A 21,350-nucleotide genomic window follows, 5' to 3' on the forward strand; every position below is an offset into this window, starting at 1 on the left:
AGTGTGCCCGGCGCCTTCGACGACGACGGTCGTCCCCGTCATCCGGCATCGCCCCAGCCCCCGCCGCTGTCGCGACCAGGCGCCGCCGCCGGGATCACCAGCCGGTCATCAGCAGGTGGTTGAGGAGCAGCGCGAGCACCGCCTGGGCGGTGAGCCAGGCGCGGGGGCGGGGGAGGAACGTACACGCCGGGAGCAGCCATATCGCGAAGGGGAGCCAGATTCGTTCCGTCTCCGCCTTGCTCATCCCGGACAGATCGGCGACCAGCAGGGCGAGCAGGGCGGCGGCCACGAGGAGCGCGAGGCGGGTTCGGGCGGGGGACGGGTTCCCGGACTGGCCGAGGCCGCGGGCGTGGATCAGCACCGCGGCTGTCCGCCGCAGGCCCGCCGCTGTGGCCAGGCCGGTGATGAGCACGGTGCAGGCGAGGTTGGCCCACACCCAGTAGCCGTAGGGGCGGGTACCGCCCGCGCCCTGGTAGTAGCGGGTGACCAGCAGGTGGTACGCCTCCCACCAGTCGAATCCGGCGAGTGTGAACGCCAACGGCACGACGGCCGCCCCGGCCAGCAGCGGTGCCAGCAGTACGGGGCGTTCCCGGACTCGGCGCCGGCCGAGCAGCAGCACCGCCGCGCCGATGAGCGCGAAGAGCGTGAGGCCGTAGGAGAGGTAGCAGGTCAGGCCGAACAGCAGGCCGGACGCCCCGGCCGCCGGGAGGGAACCCCGGGTCACCGCGAGCGCCAGCAGGGCGACCGCCCAGGCCGCCACCGCCGCGAAGTAGGCGTCGGCCGAGGTGCCCATCCACACCGCGGCCGGTGCCAGGACCAGGTAGGGGGCCGCACGTCGCGCCAGGCGCTCGTCGGCCAGTGCGCGGATCGCGACCAGCACGGCGACGCAGGCCGTCGCGCCGACGGTGACGCACCAGACGCCGGCCCAGCCGCCGCCGCGCAGCCCGATCCGGTCGAGCAGGACGAAGGTGAGAGTGGCGGCCGGGGGATGGCCGGCGATGTGGGCGGGCCAGTGGTCGGGGGATGGGAGCAGGATGTGGTGGGTGAAGTCGCGCAGGGTGGCCGGGATGTCGTGGAAGCGGTCGATGACCTGGAGGTACTCGTAGCGGGTGGTGAGGCGGACGGCGATGCCGCGCTGCCAGCCGTCGATCAGGGCGAGGGAGAAGATCCAGGCCGTGGATGTGCCCCAGGCCAGCGGGAGCAGGGCCCGCCAGGGGAGACGGGCCGCGAGGGCGGGGCCGTACGCCACGGTGAGGGCCGCGACGAGCAGCGCCGCCGGGGTGCCGGGGCCGGCATGCGGTCCCCAGGACCCCAGCACCGGGGGCCAGCCGACGCGCAGTGTGTGGCGGGTGTCCTCGATGTGGCGGCCGATCAGTACGGCCGCCGTCACCAGCAGGGCCGCGGCCCCGGCGGCGTACAGGTCACGGCGGAGGTCACGGGACGGGACACGGGAGCGGGGAGCGCGCGGTTCGGCGGAACGCGGTGTGCGGGTCACATCCGAACGCTAGGCCGGGCGGACGTTCGCACACCGCCGTCCGGGCCGGACGTCAGCGTTTCGTCATGAGTCGCACGCCCTCCACCAGGGGCGCCCCGGCCTACGGTCGGACCATGCGAGACGATCCACGGCTCCCCACCTCTCCCGGCTTCTGGCGCAGCCCCCTGCGCGGCCCCTGGTTCACGTCCGTGCTCGGCGTCGTCCTGCTCGTCGGCATCACGGTGCTGTTCGTGACGGGTCTGGTCTCGTACGCCGCCTACAACCCGGACCTGGCGCCGGTGAACGACAAGACCCCCGACAAGGGGATCCTCGGCTTCTACCTCTTCGCCTGGCCCACGGGCCCGCCCTGGCTGTACCGGCTCAACCAGGGTGTCCACGTCACCCTGGGCATCACCCTGATCCCCGTACTGCTGGCCAAGCTGTGGTCGGTGGTGCCGAGGCTGTTCGCGTTGCCGCCGGCCCGATCGCTCGCCCACGCCCTGGAGCGGATCTCCCTGTTGCTGCTGGTCGGGGGTGGGCTGTTCGAGTTCGTGACCGGGGTGCTCAACGTCCAGCTGAACTACGTCTTCCCGGGCTCCTTCTACCCGTTGCACTTCTACGGGGCCTGGGTGTTCTTCGCGGCCTTCGTGGCCCACGCGCTGCTGAAGATGCCCACCGCGCTGCGCAATCTGCGGCAACCGCGGGAGGAGCGGAACGACTTGGTGTCACCGCGCCCCGCCGAGCCGACCGTCTCCCGGCGCGGCGCCCTGGGGTTCGTCGGGGGCGGCTCGCTGCTGCTCTTCGCCACGACGGTGGGGCAGAACTTCGACGCTCTGCGACGTACCGCCCTCCTCGCCCCGCACGGCGGGGCCGAGCCCGGCGGCGGGCCGAACGGTTTCCAGATCAACAAGACGGCCGCGTACGCCGGGATCGGCACGGCGGAGACGCGCGAGGACGTCTGGCGCCTCGTCGTCGCCGGACGCGCGGGCACCGTCCGCCTCGGCCGCGCCGACCTCCTCCGACTCCCTCTGCACAGCTCGGCGTTGCCGATCGCCTGTGTCGAGGGCTGGTCGACGTCCGACCAGTGGTGGCGCGGGGTGCGGCTGCGCGACCTCGCCGCGCTCGTCGGCCACGAGGGCGACCCGCCGGACGTGCTCGTCGAGTCCCTCCAGCGGCACGGCGCCTTCCGCCGGGCGGCCCTGCGCGCCAACCAGGTGGCCGACCCGCGTTCCCTGCTCGCCCTGTACGTCAACGGCGAAGACCTGTCCCCCGACCACGGCTATCCCGCCCGCGTGATCGTGCCCGCCGCGCCGGGCGTGCTGAACACCAAGTGGGTGGCCCGTATGACGTTCGGAGACCTTTGATGCTTCCGCGGGTCAAAGTCGGCAGCCCTCTGCAACTGCTGTTGCTCGCCTGCTCGTTCGCTCTCGCCGGCTACGCGGGCGTACGGCTGCTCACGGACGACTGGTTCGGCGTGGCGCTGTGGATCGTGGGGGCGGCGCTGTTGCACGACCTGGTGCTGCTGCCGCTGTACGCGGGGGCGGACCGGGCGGTGGTACGCGGTCTCGGCGCGGCGGGCCGCCGGGAGTGGGCGATGTACGTCCGGTTCCCGGCCGCCCTCTCCGGCCTGCTGCTGCTCATGTGGTTCCCGTTGATCAGCGGGATGGTGGACCGGCGTTACCGGCTCGCCACGGGCCTGTCGCCGGACGGCTTCCTCACCCGCTGGCTGCTGATCACCGCCGTCCTGTTCGGCGGCTCGGCGCTGCTGCTGGCGCTGCGGTTGCGCAGGGCGGCGAAGCGCCGGCCGCCGACTGCCCAGTGACCGGCCCTCTCCCAGCCCCGCGCGTAGCGGTGCAGGGCCGGAGTGCCGAGCCGTGCCCACGGGAAGGGGGCGCCGACGGTGGCGTGTGCGTCGGTGATGTGGACGTGAACGCGTTCGTCGACGTTCACCGGCGCCGTCTCGGCGATCAGCAGGCCGCCGGGGGCGAGCAGCGCGGCGGCCCGCTCCAGAAGAGCGCGCGGGTCGCCTCCGATCCCGACATTGCCGTCCATGAGCAGGACGGTGCCCCAGCGCCCCTCGCCGGGCAGCGGCTCGAAGACGGAACGCCGTAGCGCCTGGCCCCCGAGCCGCGCGGTGTGGTCGACGGCGGCCTCGCTGACGTCGATGCCGAGGGCGGTCCGGCCTCGGGCGGCGAGTTCCGCCACCAGCCGGCCCGGTCCGCAGCCGACGTCCAGCACCGTGCCCTCGCACCGGTCGAGTACGTCCAGGTCGACCGGGTCGGCCCGGGCGCACCAGCGTTCCACCTCCAGCGGCAGCAGCCAGCCGTCGTCCCGGCGCAGGAACAGCGGCCCCCGTCCGGTTCGCAGGGCGGCGGCGTAGGAGTCGGCGGCCGCCCACGGGGGCATGGTGGTGCTCATCGGCGGCCCGCCGCCGTCGCGCACCGGGTCAGCTGTGCGGCGAACCGGCCGCGCGGGACCAGGGCGGCGACCGCGTGGGCGTCGGCGGCGGTGTCGACGTCCCGCAGGCACGGCAGGTCGCGTACCCGCAGCCCGGCGGCGACCAGCCGCTGCCGCTGTACGGCCCCGGTCACCGGCGTCGACATGGGCACGCCCCGCAGCAGGGCCGGATCCGGGCGGGTCAGGCCGAGCGCCCAGAAGCCCCCGTCCTCCGCCGGACCGAAGTACGCGTCGCAGCGCGTGAAGTCCGCGGTGAGCAGGTCCGGCGTCACCTGCGGGGTGTCCATGCCGATGAGCAGGGCCGGGCCGGTGCAATGCGCGAAGGCGTCCGCCAGCCGCTCGTCCAGCCCGCCCGCACACTGCGGCACGACGTCGAAGCCGGGCGGCAGCCACGGGCCGGGGGCGCCGTCGAGGACGAGGACCCGCCGGGACGCGGGCGCCGCCGCCACGGTGCGCAGGGTGTCGGCGAGGGCCGCTTCCGCGAGTTCCGCGGCTTCCTCGGGGGTGAAGGGCGGGGTGAGCCGCGTCTTGACGCGACCCGGCCGGGGTTCCTTGGCGATGACGAGAAGAGTGGTCACCGTGCTGTTCCTCCCGCGTGGTCGGAGGTCTCGCGCAGGACGCGGCTCATGTCCCGTACCGCCTGCCAGGTGCCGCGCCAGGTGCCCGTCACCTTCGAGACGCCGGTGCGCGGCAGATACGGCACGTCGTGCTCGGCGATCCGCCAGTCCGCGTCGGCGGCCCGTACGACCATCTGGAGCGGATAACCGCTGCGCCGGTCGGTGAGGCCGAGAGCGAGCAGCGGCTCGCGGCGGGCGGCGCGCAGGGGGCCGAGGTCGTGCAGGCGCAGCCCGGTGCGGCGGCGCAGCATGCGCGCGAGCATCAGATTGCCCGCGCGGGCGTGCGCGGGCCAGGCACCCCGGCCGCGGGCACGCCGCCGTCCGAGAACCAGGTCGGCCTCGCCGGAGCGGATCTCGTCGACGAAGGGCATGAGCAGTGAGGGGTCGAGGGAGGCGTCGCAGTCGCAGAAGCAGACGATGTCGGCGCCGGCGGCGGCCAGTCCGGCGTGACAGGCGGCGCCGAAGCCCCGGCGCGGCTCGTGCACGACGGTCGCGCCGAGCGCGCGGGCGATGTCCGCCGAACCGTCGGTGGAGCCGTTGTCGACGACCAGGGCGCGCCAGCCGTCCGGGATCCGTGCGAGTACCCAGGGCAGCGCCTCGGCCTCGTTCAGGCAGGGGAGGACGACATCGACGTCTTGTGGTGGTGGGAGGATCACGACTTCACCCTACGAGCGCGAATCGGGCAATTCGGTCTTGCGGTCCTTACGAAACGTGGACGTCGGGGGCGGGGCGGCCTCCGAGGGCGGCGCCGGGGACGGCGTGCTGCCAGGCTGGGGGGCATGCAGCAGCCGTACGAGCCCCCAGGACCTGTCCGGTCGACGAGGGTCCTGGTCGTCGATGACGATCCGACCGTCTCCGAGGTCGTCGCCGGATACCTGGACCGCGCCGGCTACCTCGTGGACCGGGCGGACGACGGGCCGACGGCCCTCGTCCGCGCCGATGCCCACCGTCCGGATCTGGTCGTGCTGGACTTGATGTTGCCGGGCATGGACGGTCTGGAGGTCTGCCGCCGGCTGCGTGACCGGGGCCCGGTGCCGGTCATCATGCTCACCGCCCGCGGCGACGAGGACGACCGTATCCTCGGCCTGGAGGTCGGCGCCGACGACTATGTCACCAAGCCCTTCAGCCCCCGGGAACTGGTCCTGCGCGTGGAGTCGGTGCTGCGCCGCTCCCGCCCCGACCCGGGAACGCGCCCGCTCGGCGCGGCCGGACTCGCCGTCGATCCCAGAGCCCGCCGTGCCACCAAGAACGGCGGCGAACTACCCCTCACGCTGCGGGAGTTCGATCTGCTCTCGTTCTTCCTGCGCCATCCTGGGCAGGCCTACGGCCGCGAGGCCCTGATGCGCGAGGTGTGGGGCTGGGACTTCGGCGACCTGTCGACCGTCACGGTCCATGTCCGCCGGCTGCGCGGCAAGGTCGAGGACGATCCGGCCCGCCCCCGTCTGATCCAGACGGTGTGGGGCGTGGGCTACCGCTTCGAACCGGGAGACGAACCGGGGAGCGAGCCGGGAGGCGATTCAGGGAACGAACCGGGGAGCGAGCCGGGAGACGATTCAGGGAGCGAACCAGAGAACTCTTCCGGGAACGGGGAGGTGGACTGACGTGCGCGACACTCTCCTCATCGCCCTTTACGCTTTCGCCGGTGCCGCCGTCACGGGCCTGGCCGGAGCGGTTGTGCTGCGGCTGATCCGCCGCCGGTCGCTCTCCGCCTCGCTCGCCGTGGTGGCGGCGGTGGGGGTGCTGGCCATGCTCGCCGGCACGTTGGTCGTGGCGTGGGCGATGTTCCTCTCGCCCCATGACCTGACGGTGGTGACGACCGTCGTCGCCATGGCTGCCGTCGTCTCCCTGGCCACCGCCCTGCTGCTGGGCCGCTGGGTTGTCGCCCGCAGCCGCGAACTGGCCGTCGCGGCACGCTCGTTCGGCGACGGCCTGTTCACGGCCCCGGACGTCCCGGCCACCGCCGAACTGGAGGCGGTCAGCCGCGAGTTGGCGGCCACCAGCGCGAGGCTCGCCGAATCCCGTGAGCGCGAGGGGGCGTTGGAGACCTCCCGGCGGGAACTCGTCGCCTGGATCTCGCACGACCTGCGTACCCCGCTGGCCGGCCTGCGTGCGATGTCGGAGGCCCTGGAGGACGGCGTCGCCACCGACTCCGACCGCTACCTCAGGCAGATCCGCACCGAGGTCGAACGGCTCAACGGCATGGTCGGCGACCTCTTCGAACTCTCCCGCATCCACGCCGGCACCCTCCCGCTGGCCCCCTCCCGTATCTCTCTGTACGACCTGGTCGGCGACGCGCTGGCGGGAGCCGACCCGCTCGCGCGGGAGCACGGGGTCAAGCTGGTGGGCGGCCGGGTCGAGCCCGTACCGGTGGAGGTGGACGGCAAGGAGATGAATCGCGTGCTGGGGAACCTCCTGATCAACGCCATCCGGCGCACCCCGGCCGACGGCACCGTCGCGGTCGCGGCCGAGCGCGCGGCCGACGGCGCCGTGATGCTGTCGGTCACGGACGGCTGCGGCGGCATCCCGGAGGAGGAGCTGCCCCGTGTCTTCGACACCGGCTGGCGCGGCACCGACGCGCGCACGCCCCCGGCCGGCGCGGGTCTGGGCCTCGCCATTGTGCGGGGGATCGTGGAGGCGCACCAGGGGCGGGCGACCGTACGAAACATCCCCGGTGGCTGCCGCTTCGAGGTCACGCTGCCCGCGGTGCTCTGATCACCCTGCCCGCTGTGCTCTGATCACCAGTGACCCTCGCGGCAGCGTTTGCCCCGTCGCGACGCCCGGACTTCGACGGACCGCCTCACTCGTCCCGCAGCCCCGCCTTCGCGAACTCCCGCATCCCCTCCTCGAATCCGGCCTCCGGCTTCCAGCCCAGATCGGCCCGCAGGCGCGAGGAGTCGGCGGTGATGTGCCGGACGTCGCCCAGCCGGTACTCACCGGTGACGACGGGATCGGGGCCGCCGTACGCGGCCGCCAGGGACCGGGCCATCTCGCCGACGGTGTGCGGCTCTCCGCTGCCGGTGTTGTACGCCGTCAGCACCCCTGGTGCCCAGGGCGCCTCCAGCGCGACGGCGTTGGCCGCCGCCACGTCCCGCACGTGCACGAAGTCCCGCCGCTGCCGTCCGTCCTCGAAGACACGGGGAGCCTCGCCCCGGGCCAGCGCGGAGCGGAAGAAGGAGGCCACGCCCGCGTACGGGGTGTCGCGGGGCATCCGGGGCCCGTACACGTTGTGGTAGCGCAGCGACACCGCCGAGCCGCCCGTGCAACGGGCCCATGCGGCGGCCAGGTGTTCCTGGGTGAGCTTGGTGGCGGCGTACACGTTGCGCGGATCGGCGGGGGCGTCCTCGCCGACCAGGCCGGGGAAGAGGGGCTCCCCGCACACCGGGCACCGCGGCTCGAACCGGCCCCCGTCCAGATCGCCGAGCGCTCGTGGGCCGGGCCGTACCACGCCGTGCCGGGCGCACTCGTACCGTCCCTCGCCGTACACCACCATCGACCCGGCCAGGACGAGACGGCGTACACCGGCCTCCGCCATGGCGGCGACCAGCACGGCGGTGCCGAGGTCGTTGTGGGAGACGTACTCCGCGGCGTCGGCGACCCCGTCGCCGAGGCCGACCATCGCCGCCTGATGGCACACCGCGTCGACCCCGGCGAGGGCCCGGGCGACCGCGGAGGGGTCGCGGACGTCGGCGTGGGGATCCTCCCGGACGTCGTACACGAGCGGATCGTGCCCGCGCTCCCGCAGCGCGTCGACGACATGGGACCCGATGAACCCGGCACCGCCGGTGACCAGTACACGCATACGGCCACGCTAGGGCCGGGGGCCCGCGGGACACCGTGACCCGCCCGGCACGTCACCACTCCGTAAGACGTTCGGGGCCGCCGAGTCCGGCTCACGCCAGGAGCGTCCGGGGACGCCCGCCCTCCTGTACCCGCCTTGTGGGCATCCTCCAGGCGGTACTAGTGAAGAAAGATTCAATCTACTAATAATCTGTCTACGCCACTGTCTGGAGTGCGTCATGGAGTTCCAAGGTCGGGCCGGAGATCTTGAACTGCTGGCCGAGCCGATGATCTGCCGCTGACCGCGCACTGGGGGCCGGAGGATCTCGTACGGGCGTGGCAGCCCCGGTAACCGAAGAGTGGCGATGTGCTCCTTCTCGTGGCCGTGCGAGCCGGTGTCCTCCGTGGCGGCCTCGAAAACGAGGCCGCCACTCTCCGCGCATCGGCGACGTCACCGTGTTTCGGAATCCGGACGACGGTGAACAGGGCATCCTTCCGCCGGAGTTGAGGGCACGTCCTCAATGGCGTCCTCAGCGGCGTCGGTATGGGCATCGCCGTCGGCGGTGTCGTGCGTGACCGGGGCCGTGGTGCGGCTCCCGGCTGCCGGGCGGTCGCGTGACGTCAGGTGCACCATGACGTCCTCCAGGGGGCGTAGTGAGATCACCGGCGAGCCGTACCGCAGTGCGTGGCCCGGGATCATGCTCAGCTTGAAGCGTTGGTTGATCATCGTCACGATGGTCCGCAGTTCGAGCAGGGCCATGGTGTTGCCGATGCACTGCCGCGGTCCCGCGCCGAACGGGAAGTAGGCCATGCGCGGGCGTTCCTTCACGGCCTTCGCGGTGAAGCGGTACGGGTCGAAGGCCAGCGGGTTGTCCCAGTGGCGCGGGTTGTGGTGGGAGACGAGCGGCGACAGCAGGATCGACGAGCCGGCTTCGATGTCGTAACCGCCCAGACGGTCCGGGCCGACGGCGGCGCGCGGGAAGATCCAGATGGGCGGGTGCATCCGCAGGCTCTCGTCCACCACCATCCTGGTGTACGTCAGCGCGTCGGTGTTCCGTGTGTCCGGCAGCCCGCCGCCCAGGACTTGGCCGATCTCCGCGTCCAACTCCTCCTGGACCGGAGGATGGTTGGCGATGGACAGCAGGGTCCAGCACAGCGACACCGCGGTCGTCTCGTGTCCCGCCAGGTAGATGGTCAGCAGCTCGTCGCGCAGTTCCTGGTCGGTCCAGGACTCACCGGTGACGGGGTTCTCGGCCTGTTCCATCAGCGAGATCAGCGAACCCTCGCCGGTGCGTGCGTAGTTCTGCCGGACGTCGGCCACGATCTTGTCGAAGACCCGGTGGATCCGGGCGATCTTGTGCTTGCGGTCGGTCGGCAGCCAGGACGGCAGCATCTCGGCCGGCGTACCGCGCCGGAACATCACCTCGACCACGTCGTCGACGATGTGTTTGAGCACCCGCGACGAGGGCTTGATGTCGTAGGCGAACAGCGAGCGGCTGAGCGTGATCAGGGTGAGCTTGAGCATGTCGGTCATCAGGTCCACGGGCTCGTCGCGCGCGGCCTTGACTTCCCATTCGTCGAGCATCTCGCTCGTGGCGGTGACGATGTTGGGGACGATGTCGCGGATGGCGTTCTTCTGGAACGCGGGCTGGACCGCCCGGCGGTGCCCGCGCCAGAAGTCGCCGTCCGAGGTGAGCAGCCCCTTGCCCATGACGACGCTGAACTGCTCGTACAGCGGGCCGCGCACATAGTTGCCGTGGTTCTTCACCAGAACCTGCTGCACCGCCTCGGGGCCGGTGATCTGGTGGACCGTCATCGGTCCGAGCCGCATGCGTACGGTCTCCCCGTGGTCGCGCTGCAGGCCCAGCAGGAACTCGGCGGTGTTGCGGCGCCAGGGGCCGAGGCTGCCCAGCACCGGGACTCCCTTGGGGCCGGGAGCCCGGGTGGTGTCGCGGGGGGTGGTCGCGGGGGCGGTGGTGGCGTTCATCGGCGGTCTCCTTCGTGGCGGGGCTGCGAGCACAGCGGTTCTGCCCGGTGGGCGTCGTCGATCGGCGTGGCGCCGCGGGTGCCGGTGGCCGGGCGGACTCCGGCAGCCGGGGCCTGACCGCGGGCCTCGTCGCGGGGCACCGGGAACACGCGCCGCACGAAGAGGTTGTCGAAGACGACGTCGGGGGCCAGCCGGCGCAGGGCGAGGGTGCTGCGGGCGAGGAACCCGACGGGGTAGCGGGCGCTCGGGCGGGCGCTGCGGACCGCCCGCTCCACCACCCGGGCCACGTCGTCGGACTGGATGGCGAACGTGCCGGCCAGGGTGCGGCGGCTGCCCGTGTAGATGGCGTCGAAGTATTCGGCCGTACGCCGGCGGAACTCGTCGTAGTCCTTGCTCACGGGCTTGAGGTTCGCCACGTAGGTGGCGCCGAAGTCGGTCGTACGCACCGGGCCCGGCTCGATCAGGACGACCCGGACACCGAAATCGGCCACCTCCAGCCGCAGGGCGTCGCTCAACGCCTCGACCGCGTGCTTGGACGCCTGGTAGAAACCCCCGCCCGGAACCGCGTAACGGCCGAAGATCGACGAGATGTTGACGATGGTTCCGCGCCGCGCGGCCCGCATGCCGGGCAGCACCAGCTGACTGAGCCGGGCCAGCCCGAACACATTGGTTTCGAACTGCCGCCGCATGTCGTCCGGTCCGGCCTCTTCCACCACACCCGACATGGCGTATCCGGCGCTGTTGACCAGGGCGCCGACCGAGCCGTGCTCGGCCTCGACGAGGTCGACGACCTCACTCATGCTCGCTTCGTCGGTGACGTCCAGGCGCAGCGTCCGGATTCCCTCGGCCTCCAGGCGGGTAAGCGTTTCCGGCCTGCGTGCCGTGGCGTACACGGTCAGACCGGCCCGGTGCATCCGCAGTGCGCAGGCGCGGCCGATCCCGGAGGAACAGCCGGTGATGAGCACGGGCAGGGATGTCGTCATACCGCTCTCCTATTCTCTGTCCCGATCGTCTCTCTGTCCCGATCGTCGGGGTATTCCTGTGCGGGGTGCCGTGGTATCAATTGAAGAGCAGGAAGAAAACCATCCAGGGGCTGCAAAAAATCGGCTCGCATACTCGGGAGAGGTAGTTTATGTACCATCGGATCGTTGCCGCCAAGCTCCGTAAGGCTTTTGCCGACATCAACGCGGGAAACTGGCAGTCCATGGTGGACACGCTGGCACCCGAGTTCACCTACGTGTTCTACGGCGACCATGCGCTCTCCGGTGAGCGGCATACCGTTGAAGCGATGAGCCTGTGGTGGCAGCGAGCCTTCAGGCTGATTCCCGACGCCCGTTTCGAGCCGCTGGAAATCATCATTTCCGGCGGCCCCTGGCTGACCAAGGTGGCGACCCGGGTGCGTATCGGCGGGCCGCTTCCCGACGGCACGCGCTACGACAACATCATGACCCAGTTCATGTATCTGAAGTGGGGAAGGATCACCGAGGTCCACACCCTGGAGGACACCGTCGTCCTCCAGCGGGTACTGGACATCGTCGCCGCCTCAGGCAACGCGGAGGCGCACGCCGAGCCCATCACCGACGCGTACGCACGCTCCGTCCAGCAGCGCTCCGTTCAGCAGAACTGAAGAGCGCCGGACCCGGAGCCGAGGGCCCGGGGAAGCGCGACCGGCCCCGGCACCACCAGGTGCCGGGGCCGACGCCTTCATCCCAAGGCGCCCAGCTGCTTGGCGAGTTCGAGCCCGTCCAGCGAGAACCAGCTCTCCACGATCTTCCCGCCGTCGAACGCGTCGATCACGATGCCGCTGACGGCGAACTCCCGGCCGATGGCCGGCGCGCCCTCGTAGGGCTCCCCGGTGTGGGTGCCGCGCGCGGTGAACCGGCTGACGACCTTCTCGTCCTCCAGGATCCAGTCGTCGACGGTCACGTGGAGGTCGGGGAAGGACGCGCGCTGGAGCCGCACCCACTCCTTGAGGTGCTCGACACCCTCCTTGCCGTTCGGGGCCGTTCCGTGGCTGATGTGGTCGTCGCCGGCCCCCTCGTAGATCACATCGAGGTTGCCCTTGTTGAGGCACTCCTCGTAGTAGCGCTCCAGCACGGCCTTGTTCTCCAGCAGATTCGACATCTTTACCTTCCTTGTATTCCGATTCAGCGTAATAGACGTGAGTGGAGTAATTGACTCGGCCATGCAAGCCGTAACGTTCAAGCCGCGACAATTGAACCGTGTCATTTGAAAGGGTGGCGGTCAACCGTTTCCGGTCGGCCCACGGAGGCCCGTGACGGTCATGACGGGAGCCTCCGTTTCGGCATTCTTCACTTTCCATACCCCGAGGGCCGGATCCCCCTCGATGAGGGAATTTCCGTGCTCCTCGGAATGGAGTGCGATACGGCCGATGACCAGCGGGTCGTCAGCGACCGAAATTCCTTCGCTCTGCCTGGCGCACGCCCGGACCACGTTCTCCAGTGCGGAGACGGGAAGCGCGGTGCGCGGTGCGTGGAGCGTCGCCCACAGGTCGTTGGGGACGCACGGCCGCACCACGGCCGACCGGCGGCCGTCCGGGCCCTCGGACCAGGCGGCGGCGGGCACCACCGACGAGCGCCAGCTCAGCAGTGGCCGTCCGGACCGCCAGGTGGTCGTCCGCTTCACATCGGGCCGGGGCAGGGCGGGAGAGCGAGCACCGCCCGGCTCGTGGACGACCCGCAGGCCGGCCTCCGGCCCGTCCCCACCGTCCGACACCCGCCGGAACCGCACGTCGACCACCCACGTGTCCCCCTCGTGGGCACCGCGCACCTCCCGCTCCCACACGGTCGAGCCGGCGTCGAGCCGCAGCAGGTCCAGCGGTACGACGACCTCCTCCAGGCAGCCGGCCCGCAGCGCCGGGAAGTCCTCGGGAACGATCCACTCCGCGCCGCGCACCGCGCTCTCCAGCAGCATGCTCACGGGAACGGCCGCGGCGCCGTCCAGCAGGAAGTCGCCCAGGACCGGCGCCCGTTCACGGTCGAACGTCACCCGCGACACCATGCGGACGTGCGGCTGGTACGTGGTCACCTCCCCGAGGTGGAAGATCCGCGGGTAGGTGCCGGTGAACCCGGGCAGGTCGGGTACGACGGGGTAGTCGGTGGCCTGGCCGGGGCTCATCGCCCTGCCCAGCGGCCCCACGAAGGTGACCTCCCCCTCGGAGCCGGCGCGCAGCTCGGCCTGCCACTTGGCGAGGCCGTCGGTGACATCGACGGCCGCCATGTAGCGCAGCGTCGCCGAGAAGTTGGAGATGAGGCCGATACGGTCCCAGGTCGGCCAGGCCAGCGTCATCACGGGGAAGTCCGCACGGCGGCCCGCCCACCGGCCGAGCCGGGCCAGTCCCTCGTTGGCCGCGGCGTATTCGAGCTGGCCGACCATCCCGCCGAGCCGGCCGGTGAGGGAGCCGACGCCGCAGAAGAACTTGAGCCGGTGCTCCCGCAGTTCGCCGAAGAGGTTGAGGAAGCCCCCGATCTTGGTACGGACGGTCCGCAGGATCTCCTCGTCGGTCTTCTTGGGCAGCCTCGCCGCGGTGTCCACGCCCGCGTTGTGCACGACCCCGGTCAGTGCGGCGCCCTCACGCGCCAGCAGGGAGCGCACCTGCTCCAGATCGGTGAAGTCGCACCGGGCGTAGTCGACGCGCAGCCCGCGGGACCTGGCCTGGGTGATGTTGGTGGCGAGTTCCCACCGGCGGCGGACGCGGGCGATGTCCCGCCGGATCTCGGCGACGGTGGCCCCCTGCCGCAGCCGGGACCACAACTGCTGCTCGTACGCCTTGAGTTCGCTCGCCCCGACGCCGAACCACGGTTCGTCGCCGGTGGGGAAGTCCTCCCGGCCCGTCACCACGACCCGCAGGCCGTAGGCGGCGGCGAGGGAGCGGGCCAGCTCCCAGCCGATGCCCCGGCCGCCGCCCGAGATCAGTACACAGTCGTCGGGGCCGAGCGTGACGGCCGGTTCCCCGGCGGGCCGGGAGACCGGGGTGAGGGTCAGCCGCTGCCCGTCGCGGTGACCGACCTCCAGCTCGCCGGGCCTGCCCAGTTCGGCGGCGACGATGCCCGGCAGGTCGCCGGCGGCGGTCAGGCTCGTGTCGACGACGCGTGCGTTGCAGTTCGGCAGCTCGCGGTGCAGCGTCTTCGCCAGCCCCGCCCAGATGCCGCCGAGCGGCTGTGCCAGGTCGTCCTTCGGGTGGTGCCCCATGCCGCCGCCGAGATACGTCACGGCCAGGTAGTACAGGCGTCGCGCGGACGTCTCGGCGGACCAGTCGGCGTAGTGCTCGCGCAGCGCGGCGACCGTTTCCAGCAGCGGCTCGCGCCAGACTTCATCCCGGTCACCGGCGCCGGACACGGTGGCGCCGGACACGCTGGTGCCGGGCGCCGGGCCGCCCACGGTGAGGTCGACGATCGCGTCCACGGCGCCGTCGTTCCCGGGCCCGGGGGCCGCCGGGTGGCGGCGTACCAAGGCTCCGTGCCCGGTCAGTTCACGCGCCACGGCCGCGGCGGTCTCCTGGTCGCCGCCGAGGAGGAGGACCCGCATCCCCACGAGGCGCGCGGGGTCGGCGGGGGGCGCAGGCAGGGCGGTGAGCTGCCATTCCATCCGGCTCACCGGCTGCACCGGGGCATCTCCGCCGGCGCCTGTGGACACCGGTCCCGGCGGCTTTTCCTGTACGGACGTCATGCCGCGTTCTCCTTCCTCGTCAGTCACGGGTGGCCGCGACGGTTTCCCGGTCGGTCGCGACGGTCTCTCGGTCGGCCGCGACGGCTTCGCCGGTCCGGGCGTCGACATAGCCGATCAGCGTCGCCTGCATGTCCTTCATCTGCAGGAGCATCCGGCCGTCGGGCCGGGTGGCGACGAACCGGTTGTCGACACGGTCGGCGGCCAGGTCGAAGCCGGGCGGGGTGGCGTACAGCTCGATGTCCTCGCCGGCCCCGGACCCGGACCCGGACGCGGACCCGTCGGCCTCGGACTCCCCGCCCCCGGACCCGGACAGGGTCAGGTCGTTCGTCTCCTCGTACAGGTCGATGCGGCGGATCGACAGCGGCGCGGCGACGGGGATCAGATGACCGTCGACGAGGTCCAGTACGCCGACCCTGGCCAGGCCGTCCAGCAGGATGCTCGGGACGGTGAACCTCTGCCATGTCGGGTCGTCGGCGGGGAGCGACAGGGCGTAGCGGCCCCGCTTGCCGTTGGGGTGGACGCGGGTGTCGGTGGTGGACGCGAACGGCCCGGTCAGCCGCACCGGTGAGCCGGACTGGTGGTAGGGGTCGGGTACCGGGGTGTCGTCCGCGGTGTCCCACGCCTCCCACCGCGGCGCGGCGGGAAAGGTGTCGGCGAGCAGGACCCGGGCCGTGAAGTGCACCCGGTCCCTGACGAGTACGACGCCGGCCGGTGACACCACGTTCTCGGTGACCCGCACCTCGACGGCGGTCGTGCCGCCGGACGATGCGGCGATCCGCGCGTGCAGCCGCTTCGGGGCGGTCGGCAGGTCGCGGTAGACGCGCAGGAAGTGCTCGAACCGCAGGTCCTCGAAGGCGACGACATGCTGATCGGGCGCCAGGTACCGGGCGGCCTCCGCGGCCATTTCGGTGACGAACGTCCCCGGCAGGGTCGGCTCGCCGCGCACGGTGTGGTGTTCCAGGTAGCCGTCGGTGTCCAGGTCGAAGCGGCACTCGAACACGGCGGACGTCGCCGTCGACTCGACGACACGGCGCAGGAAGAAACCGGGTGCCTGCGGCTGCGGCGCGACAGCATCCGTACCGTCACCGTCGGCCGGTCCGCCCGTGAGGTAGCCGGGGTAGAACTCCTCGACGGTGGCGCGTTCGGCGTCCCCCAGGTGCACGAGGGAAGGCCGCCGGACGGGCGCGTGCAGCTCCTGTACGAAGTGGTGCACGCCTTCGGGGACGGCCATGCTGCTGTAGGAGCCGGCCCGTTCGTAGTACGCCTTCGTCAGCTCGTTGGCGCCCATGCCGACACCGGCCCACAGCGTCCACCCGATGGTGAACTCGTCGAGTTCCGAGGTGGCCGCCGCATACGTGGCCGCGCTGCCCAGGAAGTCGTTGGCCGAGGCGTAGTCGGACTCGCCGAGCTGCCCGAAGTACCCGAGCAGCGAACCGAAGTTGCACCACATGAGGGGCGGGGCGTCGCGCAGCGCGTACTTGAGGTTGAGGTACGACTCGACCTTCAGGTCACGGATGGAGGTGAACTCCGCGAAGTCCTTGTCCTTGATGAGTGCCGAGCGCTGCAGTCCGGCGGCGTTGACCAGCAGGTCGATCCGCCCGTGTTCCCGGAGCACCTCACCGATGGCCTTCTCCACCTGGGCGCCGTCGCGCATGTCGCACCGCACGTACGTGACCCGACCGGCGCCGCTGTGCTCCGTCATCGCGTCGAGGTTGTGCCGGGCGTCGCGGGCGTTGAGCATCCGGTCGAAGGACTTGTTGAGGTCCGCCACCGAAGGGCGCTTGCCCGTGCCCGTGTCCTTGCCTTTCGCCTTGCCCTTTCCCTTGGCTGTGCCCTTGCTCTTGCCCTTGGCCTTGGCGAGTTCGGCGGAGATGTGGGCCGCCCGGCCCGCCGCGAACTCCTCGTCGCTGCCGGCGAAGACCGACGGCGGGTAGCTGTCCAGGTCGTTGCTGCCGAACACGTGGATACGGGAGCCGAATTCGGCGGCGACCGCCTTGAGTACCTCGGCGGTGATGCCCCGGGCGCCCCCGGCGACGACGATCACGGAGTCCCGGTCCAGGACTGCCGGGGCGGAGGCTTCCAGGTCGATCGGCTCGTCGTTCAGCCGGTGGGTGCGGCGCACCCCGTCGGCGTCCACGACGACGGGGAAGTCCCGGTACGCCCGGCTCTCCTCCTCCACCAGCCGCACCGCGTCGCCCACTTCGGTGGCCGAGGTGAGCAGCGCGAAGCTGGTGCTGTCGGTGAGTTCCCGGCCGGCGGTCTTGAGCAGACCGGTGAACAGCCCGGAGAAGGGGTGGGGGGAGCCGCCGGGCACCGCGTCGAGGAACAGCATGACGAGGGTGGACTCGGCGGTGGACAGGCCGTCGTACGCGTGCTGGACAGCCAGGTAGGCCGCGTCGTGCAGGGCGAGGAGAGGCGAGGAACCCTCGGTGAGCGACTGCCCGGCGGGTGCCGAACGCCCCAGGTCGGCCAGCACACGCAGGTGCGTGACCGGTCGCCCGGAGCCCGCCAGGACCTTGCCGACGGCGTCGGGGGTGACCTCGGGCAGGTGGTGCCAGCCGGGGCGGGGCGCCGCGAGCGGGGTGGTGGACAGTACGGTGAGCGCCGCGTCGGGGCCTGCCGCCTCGGCCAGCGCGCCGGGGGCGTCGGTGACGACGAGGGCGCCGTCCGGCAGGAACGGAATCGGCTCCCGCACCCGCCGGGGCGGGGTCGCTTCAAGCACCGGGATCTGGCGGCGCACCCGCAGCGGGACGCCCTCCCCGGTGTGCGTGGCCGACACGAAGCGCTCCGGCAGGGTGCCGGTGACGTCGGCGCCGCGTGACCCGCCCCGCTCCGGGGTGGGCCCGGCGGGGCCGGGCACGGTCAGCCGGAGCCGGGCGCCCGGTGCGCCGCCGGTCTGGTCGCAGGAGACCTCCACCGTGCCGGCGGGCCCGTGCAGGGCCTTCAGTACGGCAAGTCCCCCCGCGGCGCCCAGATAACGGGCGTGCTCGGGCTCCGCGCACCGTACGGAAACCTGCTCGGGTACGGCGCCGGCCTGCGCGGCGGCGCCGAGCGGCTCGTCGACGTACGCCAGGATCGGCAGGCCCTCGCGCTTCGCCCGCTCCTCGGTGGCGAGGGCGAACAGGAAGGCGCCCTCGGCGAGTTCCAGCTCCCGCTCCGGGAGCAGGTCGCCGATGAGGGAACGGTACTCCGGGAGGCTGTTGCCGTTGATGCCGCCGGCCAGCGCGAAGTCCAGCTCGCCGGTACGCAGGTAGCGGCCGGCCGAGGTGATCGACGACAGGGCGGAGGCGAAGCCGGAGTCCATCGTCATGTTCGGGCCGTGCAGGTCGAAGTAGTTCGCCACCCGGGCGGAGATGATGTTGGGCATCTGGCCGGGGAAAGCGTCCTCGTCGGACTCCGGGATCATCGCCCGGACCTGCTCGCGCAGCCGTTCCAGCACCTGGGCGGCGGCCGGGGACCCGGCAAGCGGTGAGTCGGCGAGGGCCTGCCCGATGTCGTCGAGGTAGCAGCGGTTCGCGTAGAGCATGGCGGCCCGGGTCGGGCCCATGTGGCCGACGAAGACGCCGGTCTTGTCGGCCTGCCTGCCCCAGAACTCGGGCATCTGGTCGCGGAGCCGGTGGGCGCACTGAAGGATCATCAGCTGGCACCGGTCCAGGGCCCTGATGGTCTTGGGAGGCAGCCGGACCTCCTTGAACGGCGGCGACGGGTACGCGGCGCCGAAGGTGTCCAGCGGCGACTTCCCGCCGGCCAGCCAGTCCGACACCTCGTCGCGGTCCGCCAGGCCGGGCAGGTGCGACGACCATCCGACGATGGCCACCCGGCTGTCGGTGTCCGGCTTCTTGGTGGCCGGGATCGTCCCGGAGGGGGCTGTCCCGGTGGGGGCTGTCCTGGTGTGAGCCGTATCGGCGAGTGTGGTGCCGGTGGGGGCGGTGCCGGTGTGGGCCGCTTCGGCGGGCGCCGCCACGTGCGGCCGGTTCTCGGCGACGATCAGGTGCGCGTTGGTCCCGCCGAAGCCGAACCCGGACACGGCGGCGTGCCGGGGCCGGTCACCGCGCCCGGACCACCGCGCCGCCTCGGACGGGATGTCCAGCTGGGTGTCGGCGAGGCGGAAGTCCTCGCGGGGGTTGGTGAAGCGGTACTGGCCGGGAATGGTCCGCTTTTCGAGCCCCTTCAGGTTCTCGATGAGCGAGACGACCCCGGCTGCCCAGCCGGTGTGCCCGATCAGGGACTTGTTGGAGGTGACCGAGGTCGGCCGGGCCGTGCCGAAGTGCTCCCGCAGAGTGGAGAACTCCGCGAGGTCACCGGCGGGGGTGCCGGTCGCGTGCGCGTTGATCCAGTCCACGTCGTCGCCGTTCACGTCGCCGTTCTCCAGCGCGCGCCGTACAGCGAGGCCCTGGCCGGCCGAGTTCGGCGCGTAGATCGCCTTGCCCTTGCCGTCCGAGGAGGAACCGAACGCCCGCAGCACGCCGAGGACTTGATCGCCGTCCTCCTGGGCCTTGCTCAGCCGCTTGAGTACGACCAGGGCGGCGCCGTCGGCGAAGATCACCCCGTCGGCCGCCTCGTCCAGGGCGTGCACCTTGCCGCTCTTGGACAGTCCCTGAAGCTTGGAGAAGAGCACGGTGCCGCGCGGCGCCAGGGCGAAGGCCCCGCCGCACACCGCGATGTCCTGCTTGCCCATCAGCAGACCCTTGGCCGCGATGTCGACGGCGTAGAGCGACGAGGAGCACGCGGTGTCGACCATGTGGAGCTCGGTGGACGACGGCAGGATGCCCTCCATGGCCAGCTCGCCGACCCGGTGCGGCAGGAACCGGGACGGGTCGCGGCTGCCGCGCCGGTAGCGGCGGGTCAGCGACTCGTCGATGCCCGCGCGCAGCGTGGCGCGCTCGTCGTCGGACATCGCCAGGTCGTCGATGATGTCGTGCGTCATCCTGGTCGCGCTGTCCAGGACTCCGGCCTCCTCCAGGTGCTGGCTGCCGTCCGGGGTGTAACCGACGACGAAGGAGCAACTGTCGGTGTCGCTGCGGTGTACCCCGTCGAGCGCCTGGACCAGGCTGTGGCGGAGCCACTGGGTGGTGAACTCCTGGTCGTCGGGGTCCCCCTCCATGCCGTCGAGGGCGCCGTCGGCGGGCTGGAAGCCGGTGATGAACACGCAGTGCTCGGCGTACGCCTTGTCCTCGGCGGCCGTGTCCGCCGAGTGGAAGCTCTTGTGCTGCCAGCGGTCCTCGGGGACCGGGACGAACAGTTCGTCCCCCGTCATGCCGAGCTTCCAGAACTCCTCCGGGCTGTTCGCCCCGGCGACGGCGAGGCCCATGCCGACGACGGCGATCGAGTCGTCCCCGAACTCGGCCTCGGTGGAGGGTGTTTCGGACGCCACGGGTGCCACGGGTGCCACGGGTGCTTGCGCCGCCACGGGTGCTTCGGCCGCCGCGGGTGCGTCGGCTGCGGCCACGGGCGCCTCGGCCACGGCTTCGACGCGCCCCACCGAGGCCGGTTCCGTTACGGCAGCTGGTTCCGGCGCGGGAGGCGAGAGCAGGGCGGCGCCGAGCGTGAGGCCGCCGTCGGCCAGGATGACCTGGCCGGTGATCCAGGCAGCGTCGTCGGAGGCGAGGAAGGCCACCACGTTGGCGAACTCCTCCGGTGTGCCGAGCCGCCCCCAGGGAGTGGCCCGCGCGATGACGTCCTGCATCCGGGCCGCGTCGGGGAACTTGTCCGCCACCTCGCTGCTCAGCATGGCGGCGGACGCCGTGTTGACCCGGATGCCGAGCGGCGCCAGCTCCACGGCCAGGTACCGGGCGGCGGCCTCGGCCGCGGCCTTCGCCGGCGCGCACGCCAGGTAGTTGGCCATCACCATCTGGGAGCCGCCGAGGGCGGAGACCGTGACGATCGAACCGCCACCGCCCCTGGCCATCAGCGGCGCGGCGGCGCGCGCGCAGCGCAGCCCGCCCTTGTAGTTGACCTCGACGGCCTTGTCGAGGTGCTCGTCGGTGACCTCGTCCGGCGGCAGCAGCGCGCCGTCGGCGGCGCTGTTGACGAGGATGTCGAGCCGGCCGTGCAGCCGGTCCGTCTCCGCGAAGATCCGGTCGACCTGTTCCTGCCGGGCCACTGATCCACGGACCAGGTCGACCCGGTGGCCCTCGGCGGTCAGCTCGTCGCGGGTCTCCTTGGCCTGGTCGTGCGAGTGGAAGTAGTTGAGGACGATCGAGGCGCCGCGCGCGGCGAGTTCACGCGCGATGGCCTTGCCTATCCCTTTCGATCCGCCGGTGACCAGGGCCACCTTGCCTGTGAGGTCTTTCATGGAACACGTGCCCTTCTGGAGCCGAGAGAGCGAGGGAGAGCGAGGGAGAGGGAG

General features: G+C 71.8%; 14 protein-coding genes. 4 read left to right on the forward strand and 10 right to left on the reverse strand.

The window, feature by feature from the left end; all coding sequences use genetic code 11:
- Positions 1-94: 94 nt before the first annotated feature.
- Positions 95-1,495, reverse strand: a complete 1,401-nt coding sequence (locus ACIQD6_RS02715; RefSeq protein ID WP_401877279.1) for a hypothetical protein — start codon at positions 1,493-1,495, stop codon at positions 95-97.
- A gap of 113 nt (positions 1,496-1,608) precedes the next feature.
- On the opposite strand from ACIQD6_RS02715, the gene ACIQD6_RS02720 reads away from it, so the two are divergent.
- Entirely contained in the window at positions 1,609-2,838 is a 1,230-nt protein-coding gene (locus ACIQD6_RS02720) for a molybdopterin-dependent oxidoreductase (protein ID WP_401877281.1), read from the forward strand.
- A gap of 313 nt (positions 2,839-3,151) precedes the next feature.
- Here ACIQD6_RS02720 and ACIQD6_RS02725 read toward each other — a convergent pair whose 3' ends face one another.
- Genes ACIQD6_RS02725 through ACIQD6_RS02735 form a run of 3 tightly spaced genes read right to left on the reverse strand, consistent with a single transcriptional unit; the run spans position 3,152 to position 5,204 of the window.
- Complete coding sequence (locus ACIQD6_RS02725) at positions 3,152-3,892, reverse strand: class I SAM-dependent methyltransferase (protein ID WP_401877282.1); 741 nt, start codon at positions 3,890-3,892, stop codon at positions 3,152-3,154.
- The gene (locus ACIQD6_RS02730) at positions 3,889-4,509 is read right to left on the reverse strand and encodes a DUF2064 domain-containing protein (RefSeq protein WP_401877284.1); all 621 of its coding nucleotides are present in this window, start codon (positions 4,507-4,509) and stop codon (positions 3,889-3,891) included. The genes ACIQD6_RS02725 and ACIQD6_RS02730 overlap by 4 nt, the downstream gene beginning before the upstream one ends.
- Complete coding sequence (locus ACIQD6_RS02735) at positions 4,506-5,204, reverse strand: glycosyltransferase family 2 protein (protein WP_401877285.1); 699 nt, start codon at positions 5,202-5,204, stop codon at positions 4,506-4,508. Before ACIQD6_RS02735 ends, ACIQD6_RS02730 begins: the two co-directional genes overlap by 4 nt.
- A 123-nt stretch (positions 5,205-5,327) precedes the next feature.
- Between ACIQD6_RS02735 and ACIQD6_RS02740 the strand changes: the two genes are divergently transcribed.
- Together ACIQD6_RS02740 and ACIQD6_RS02745 are read left to right on the forward strand one after the other, a co-directional pair.
- Positions 5,328-6,149, forward strand: a complete 822-nt coding sequence (locus ACIQD6_RS02740) for a response regulator transcription factor (protein WP_401877287.1) — start codon at positions 5,328-5,330, stop codon at positions 6,147-6,149.
- A 1-nt stretch (position 6,150) separates the two neighbouring features.
- Positions 6,151-7,260, forward strand: a complete 1,110-nt coding sequence (locus ACIQD6_RS02745; protein WP_401877289.1) for a sensor histidine kinase — start codon at positions 6,151-6,153, stop codon at positions 7,258-7,260.
- An 85-nt stretch (positions 7,261-7,345) separates the two neighbouring features.
- On the opposite strand, the gene ACIQD6_RS02750 is transcribed toward ACIQD6_RS02745, so the two are convergent.
- The 3 genes from ACIQD6_RS02750 to ACIQD6_RS02760 all read right to left on the reverse strand — a co-directional run bounded on the left by ACIQD6_RS02750 (position 7,346) and on the right by ACIQD6_RS02760 (position 11,295).
- Positions 7,346-8,347, reverse strand: coding sequence for an NAD-dependent epimerase/dehydratase family protein (locus ACIQD6_RS02750; RefSeq protein ID WP_401877290.1), 1,002 nt, complete (start codon positions 8,345-8,347; stop codon positions 7,346-7,348).
- Positions 8,348-8,776: 429 nt separating this feature from the next.
- Entirely contained in the window at positions 8,777-10,312 is a 1,536-nt protein-coding gene (locus ACIQD6_RS02755) for a cytochrome P450 (RefSeq protein ID WP_401877291.1), read from the reverse strand.
- Complete coding sequence (locus ACIQD6_RS02760; protein ID WP_401877293.1) at positions 10,309-11,295, reverse strand: SDR family NAD(P)-dependent oxidoreductase; 987 nt, start codon at positions 11,293-11,295, stop codon at positions 10,309-10,311. Before ACIQD6_RS02760 ends, ACIQD6_RS02755 begins: the two co-directional genes overlap by 4 nt.
- A 149-nt stretch (positions 11,296-11,444) precedes the next feature.
- On the opposite strand from ACIQD6_RS02760, the gene ACIQD6_RS02765 reads away from it, so the two are divergent.
- Positions 11,445-11,939, forward strand: a complete 495-nt coding sequence (locus ACIQD6_RS02765) for a nuclear transport factor 2 family protein (protein ID WP_401877294.1) — start codon at positions 11,445-11,447, stop codon at positions 11,937-11,939.
- Between the two features lie 77 nt (positions 11,940-12,016).
- Here ACIQD6_RS02765 and ACIQD6_RS02770 read toward each other — a convergent pair whose 3' ends face one another.
- The 3 genes from ACIQD6_RS02770 to ACIQD6_RS02780 form a co-directional block, all read right to left on the reverse strand.
- A complete protein-coding gene (locus ACIQD6_RS02770; protein ID WP_401877295.1) occupies positions 12,017-12,436 on the reverse strand; it encodes an ester cyclase in 420 nt (139 codons plus the stop codon).
- 120 nt (positions 12,437-12,556) lie between these two features.
- On the reverse strand, positions 12,557-15,001 hold the full coding sequence (locus ACIQD6_RS02775; protein WP_401877296.1) for a KR domain-containing protein: 2,445 nt from the start codon (positions 14,999-15,001) through the stop codon (positions 12,557-12,559).
- A gap of 19 nt (positions 15,002-15,020) precedes the next feature.
- Positions 15,021-21,296 carry an SDR family oxidoreductase gene (locus ACIQD6_RS02780; RefSeq protein WP_401877298.1) on the reverse strand — a complete coding sequence of 2,092 codons (6,276 nt, stop codon included), beginning with the start codon at positions 21,294-21,296 and terminating at the stop codon, positions 15,021-15,023.
- Positions 21,297-21,350 lie beyond the last annotated feature (54 nt).

The organism is Streptomyces sp. NPDC088400 (assembly GCF_044753355.1).
Taxonomy (GTDB): Bacteria; Actinomycetota; Actinomycetes; order Streptomycetales; family Streptomycetaceae; genus Streptomyces.

Coding starts and splice junctions, on each gene's coding strand:
- ACIQD6_RS02720 (WP_401877281.1), top strand. CDS start 1,609: ATGCGAGACGATCCACGGCTCCCCACCTCTCCCGGCTTCTGGCGCAGC.
- ACIQD6_RS02725 (WP_401877282.1), bottom strand. CDS start 3,892: ATGAGCACCACCATGCCCCCGTGGGCGGCCGCCGACTCCTACGCCGCC.
- ACIQD6_RS02740 (WP_401877287.1), top strand. CDS start 5,328: ATGCAGCAGCCGTACGAGCCCCCAGGACCTGTCCGGTCGACGAGGGTC.
- ACIQD6_RS02750 (WP_401877290.1), bottom strand. CDS start 8,347: ATGCGTGTACTGGTCACCGGCGGTGCCGGGTTCATCGGGTCCCATGTC.
- ACIQD6_RS02755 (WP_401877291.1), bottom strand. CDS start 10,312: ATGAACGCCACCACCGCCCCCGCGACCACCCCCCGCGACACCACCCGG.
- ACIQD6_RS02760 (WP_401877293.1), bottom strand. CDS start 11,295: ATGACGACATCCCTGCCCGTGCTCATCACCGGCTGTTCCTCCGGGATC.
- ACIQD6_RS02765 (WP_401877294.1), top strand. CDS start 11,445: ATGTACCATCGGATCGTTGCCGCCAAGCTCCGTAAGGCTTTTGCCGAC.
- ACIQD6_RS02770 (WP_401877295.1), bottom strand. CDS start 12,436: ATGTCGAATCTGCTGGAGAACAAGGCCGTGCTGGAGCGCTACTACGAG.
- ACIQD6_RS02775 (WP_401877296.1), bottom strand. CDS start 15,001: ATGACGTCCGTACAGGAAAAGCCGCCGGGACCGGTGTCCACAGGCGCC.
- ACIQD6_RS02780 (WP_401877298.1), bottom strand. CDS start 21,296: ATGAAAGACCTCACAGGCAAGGTGGCCCTGGTCACCGGCGGATCGAAA.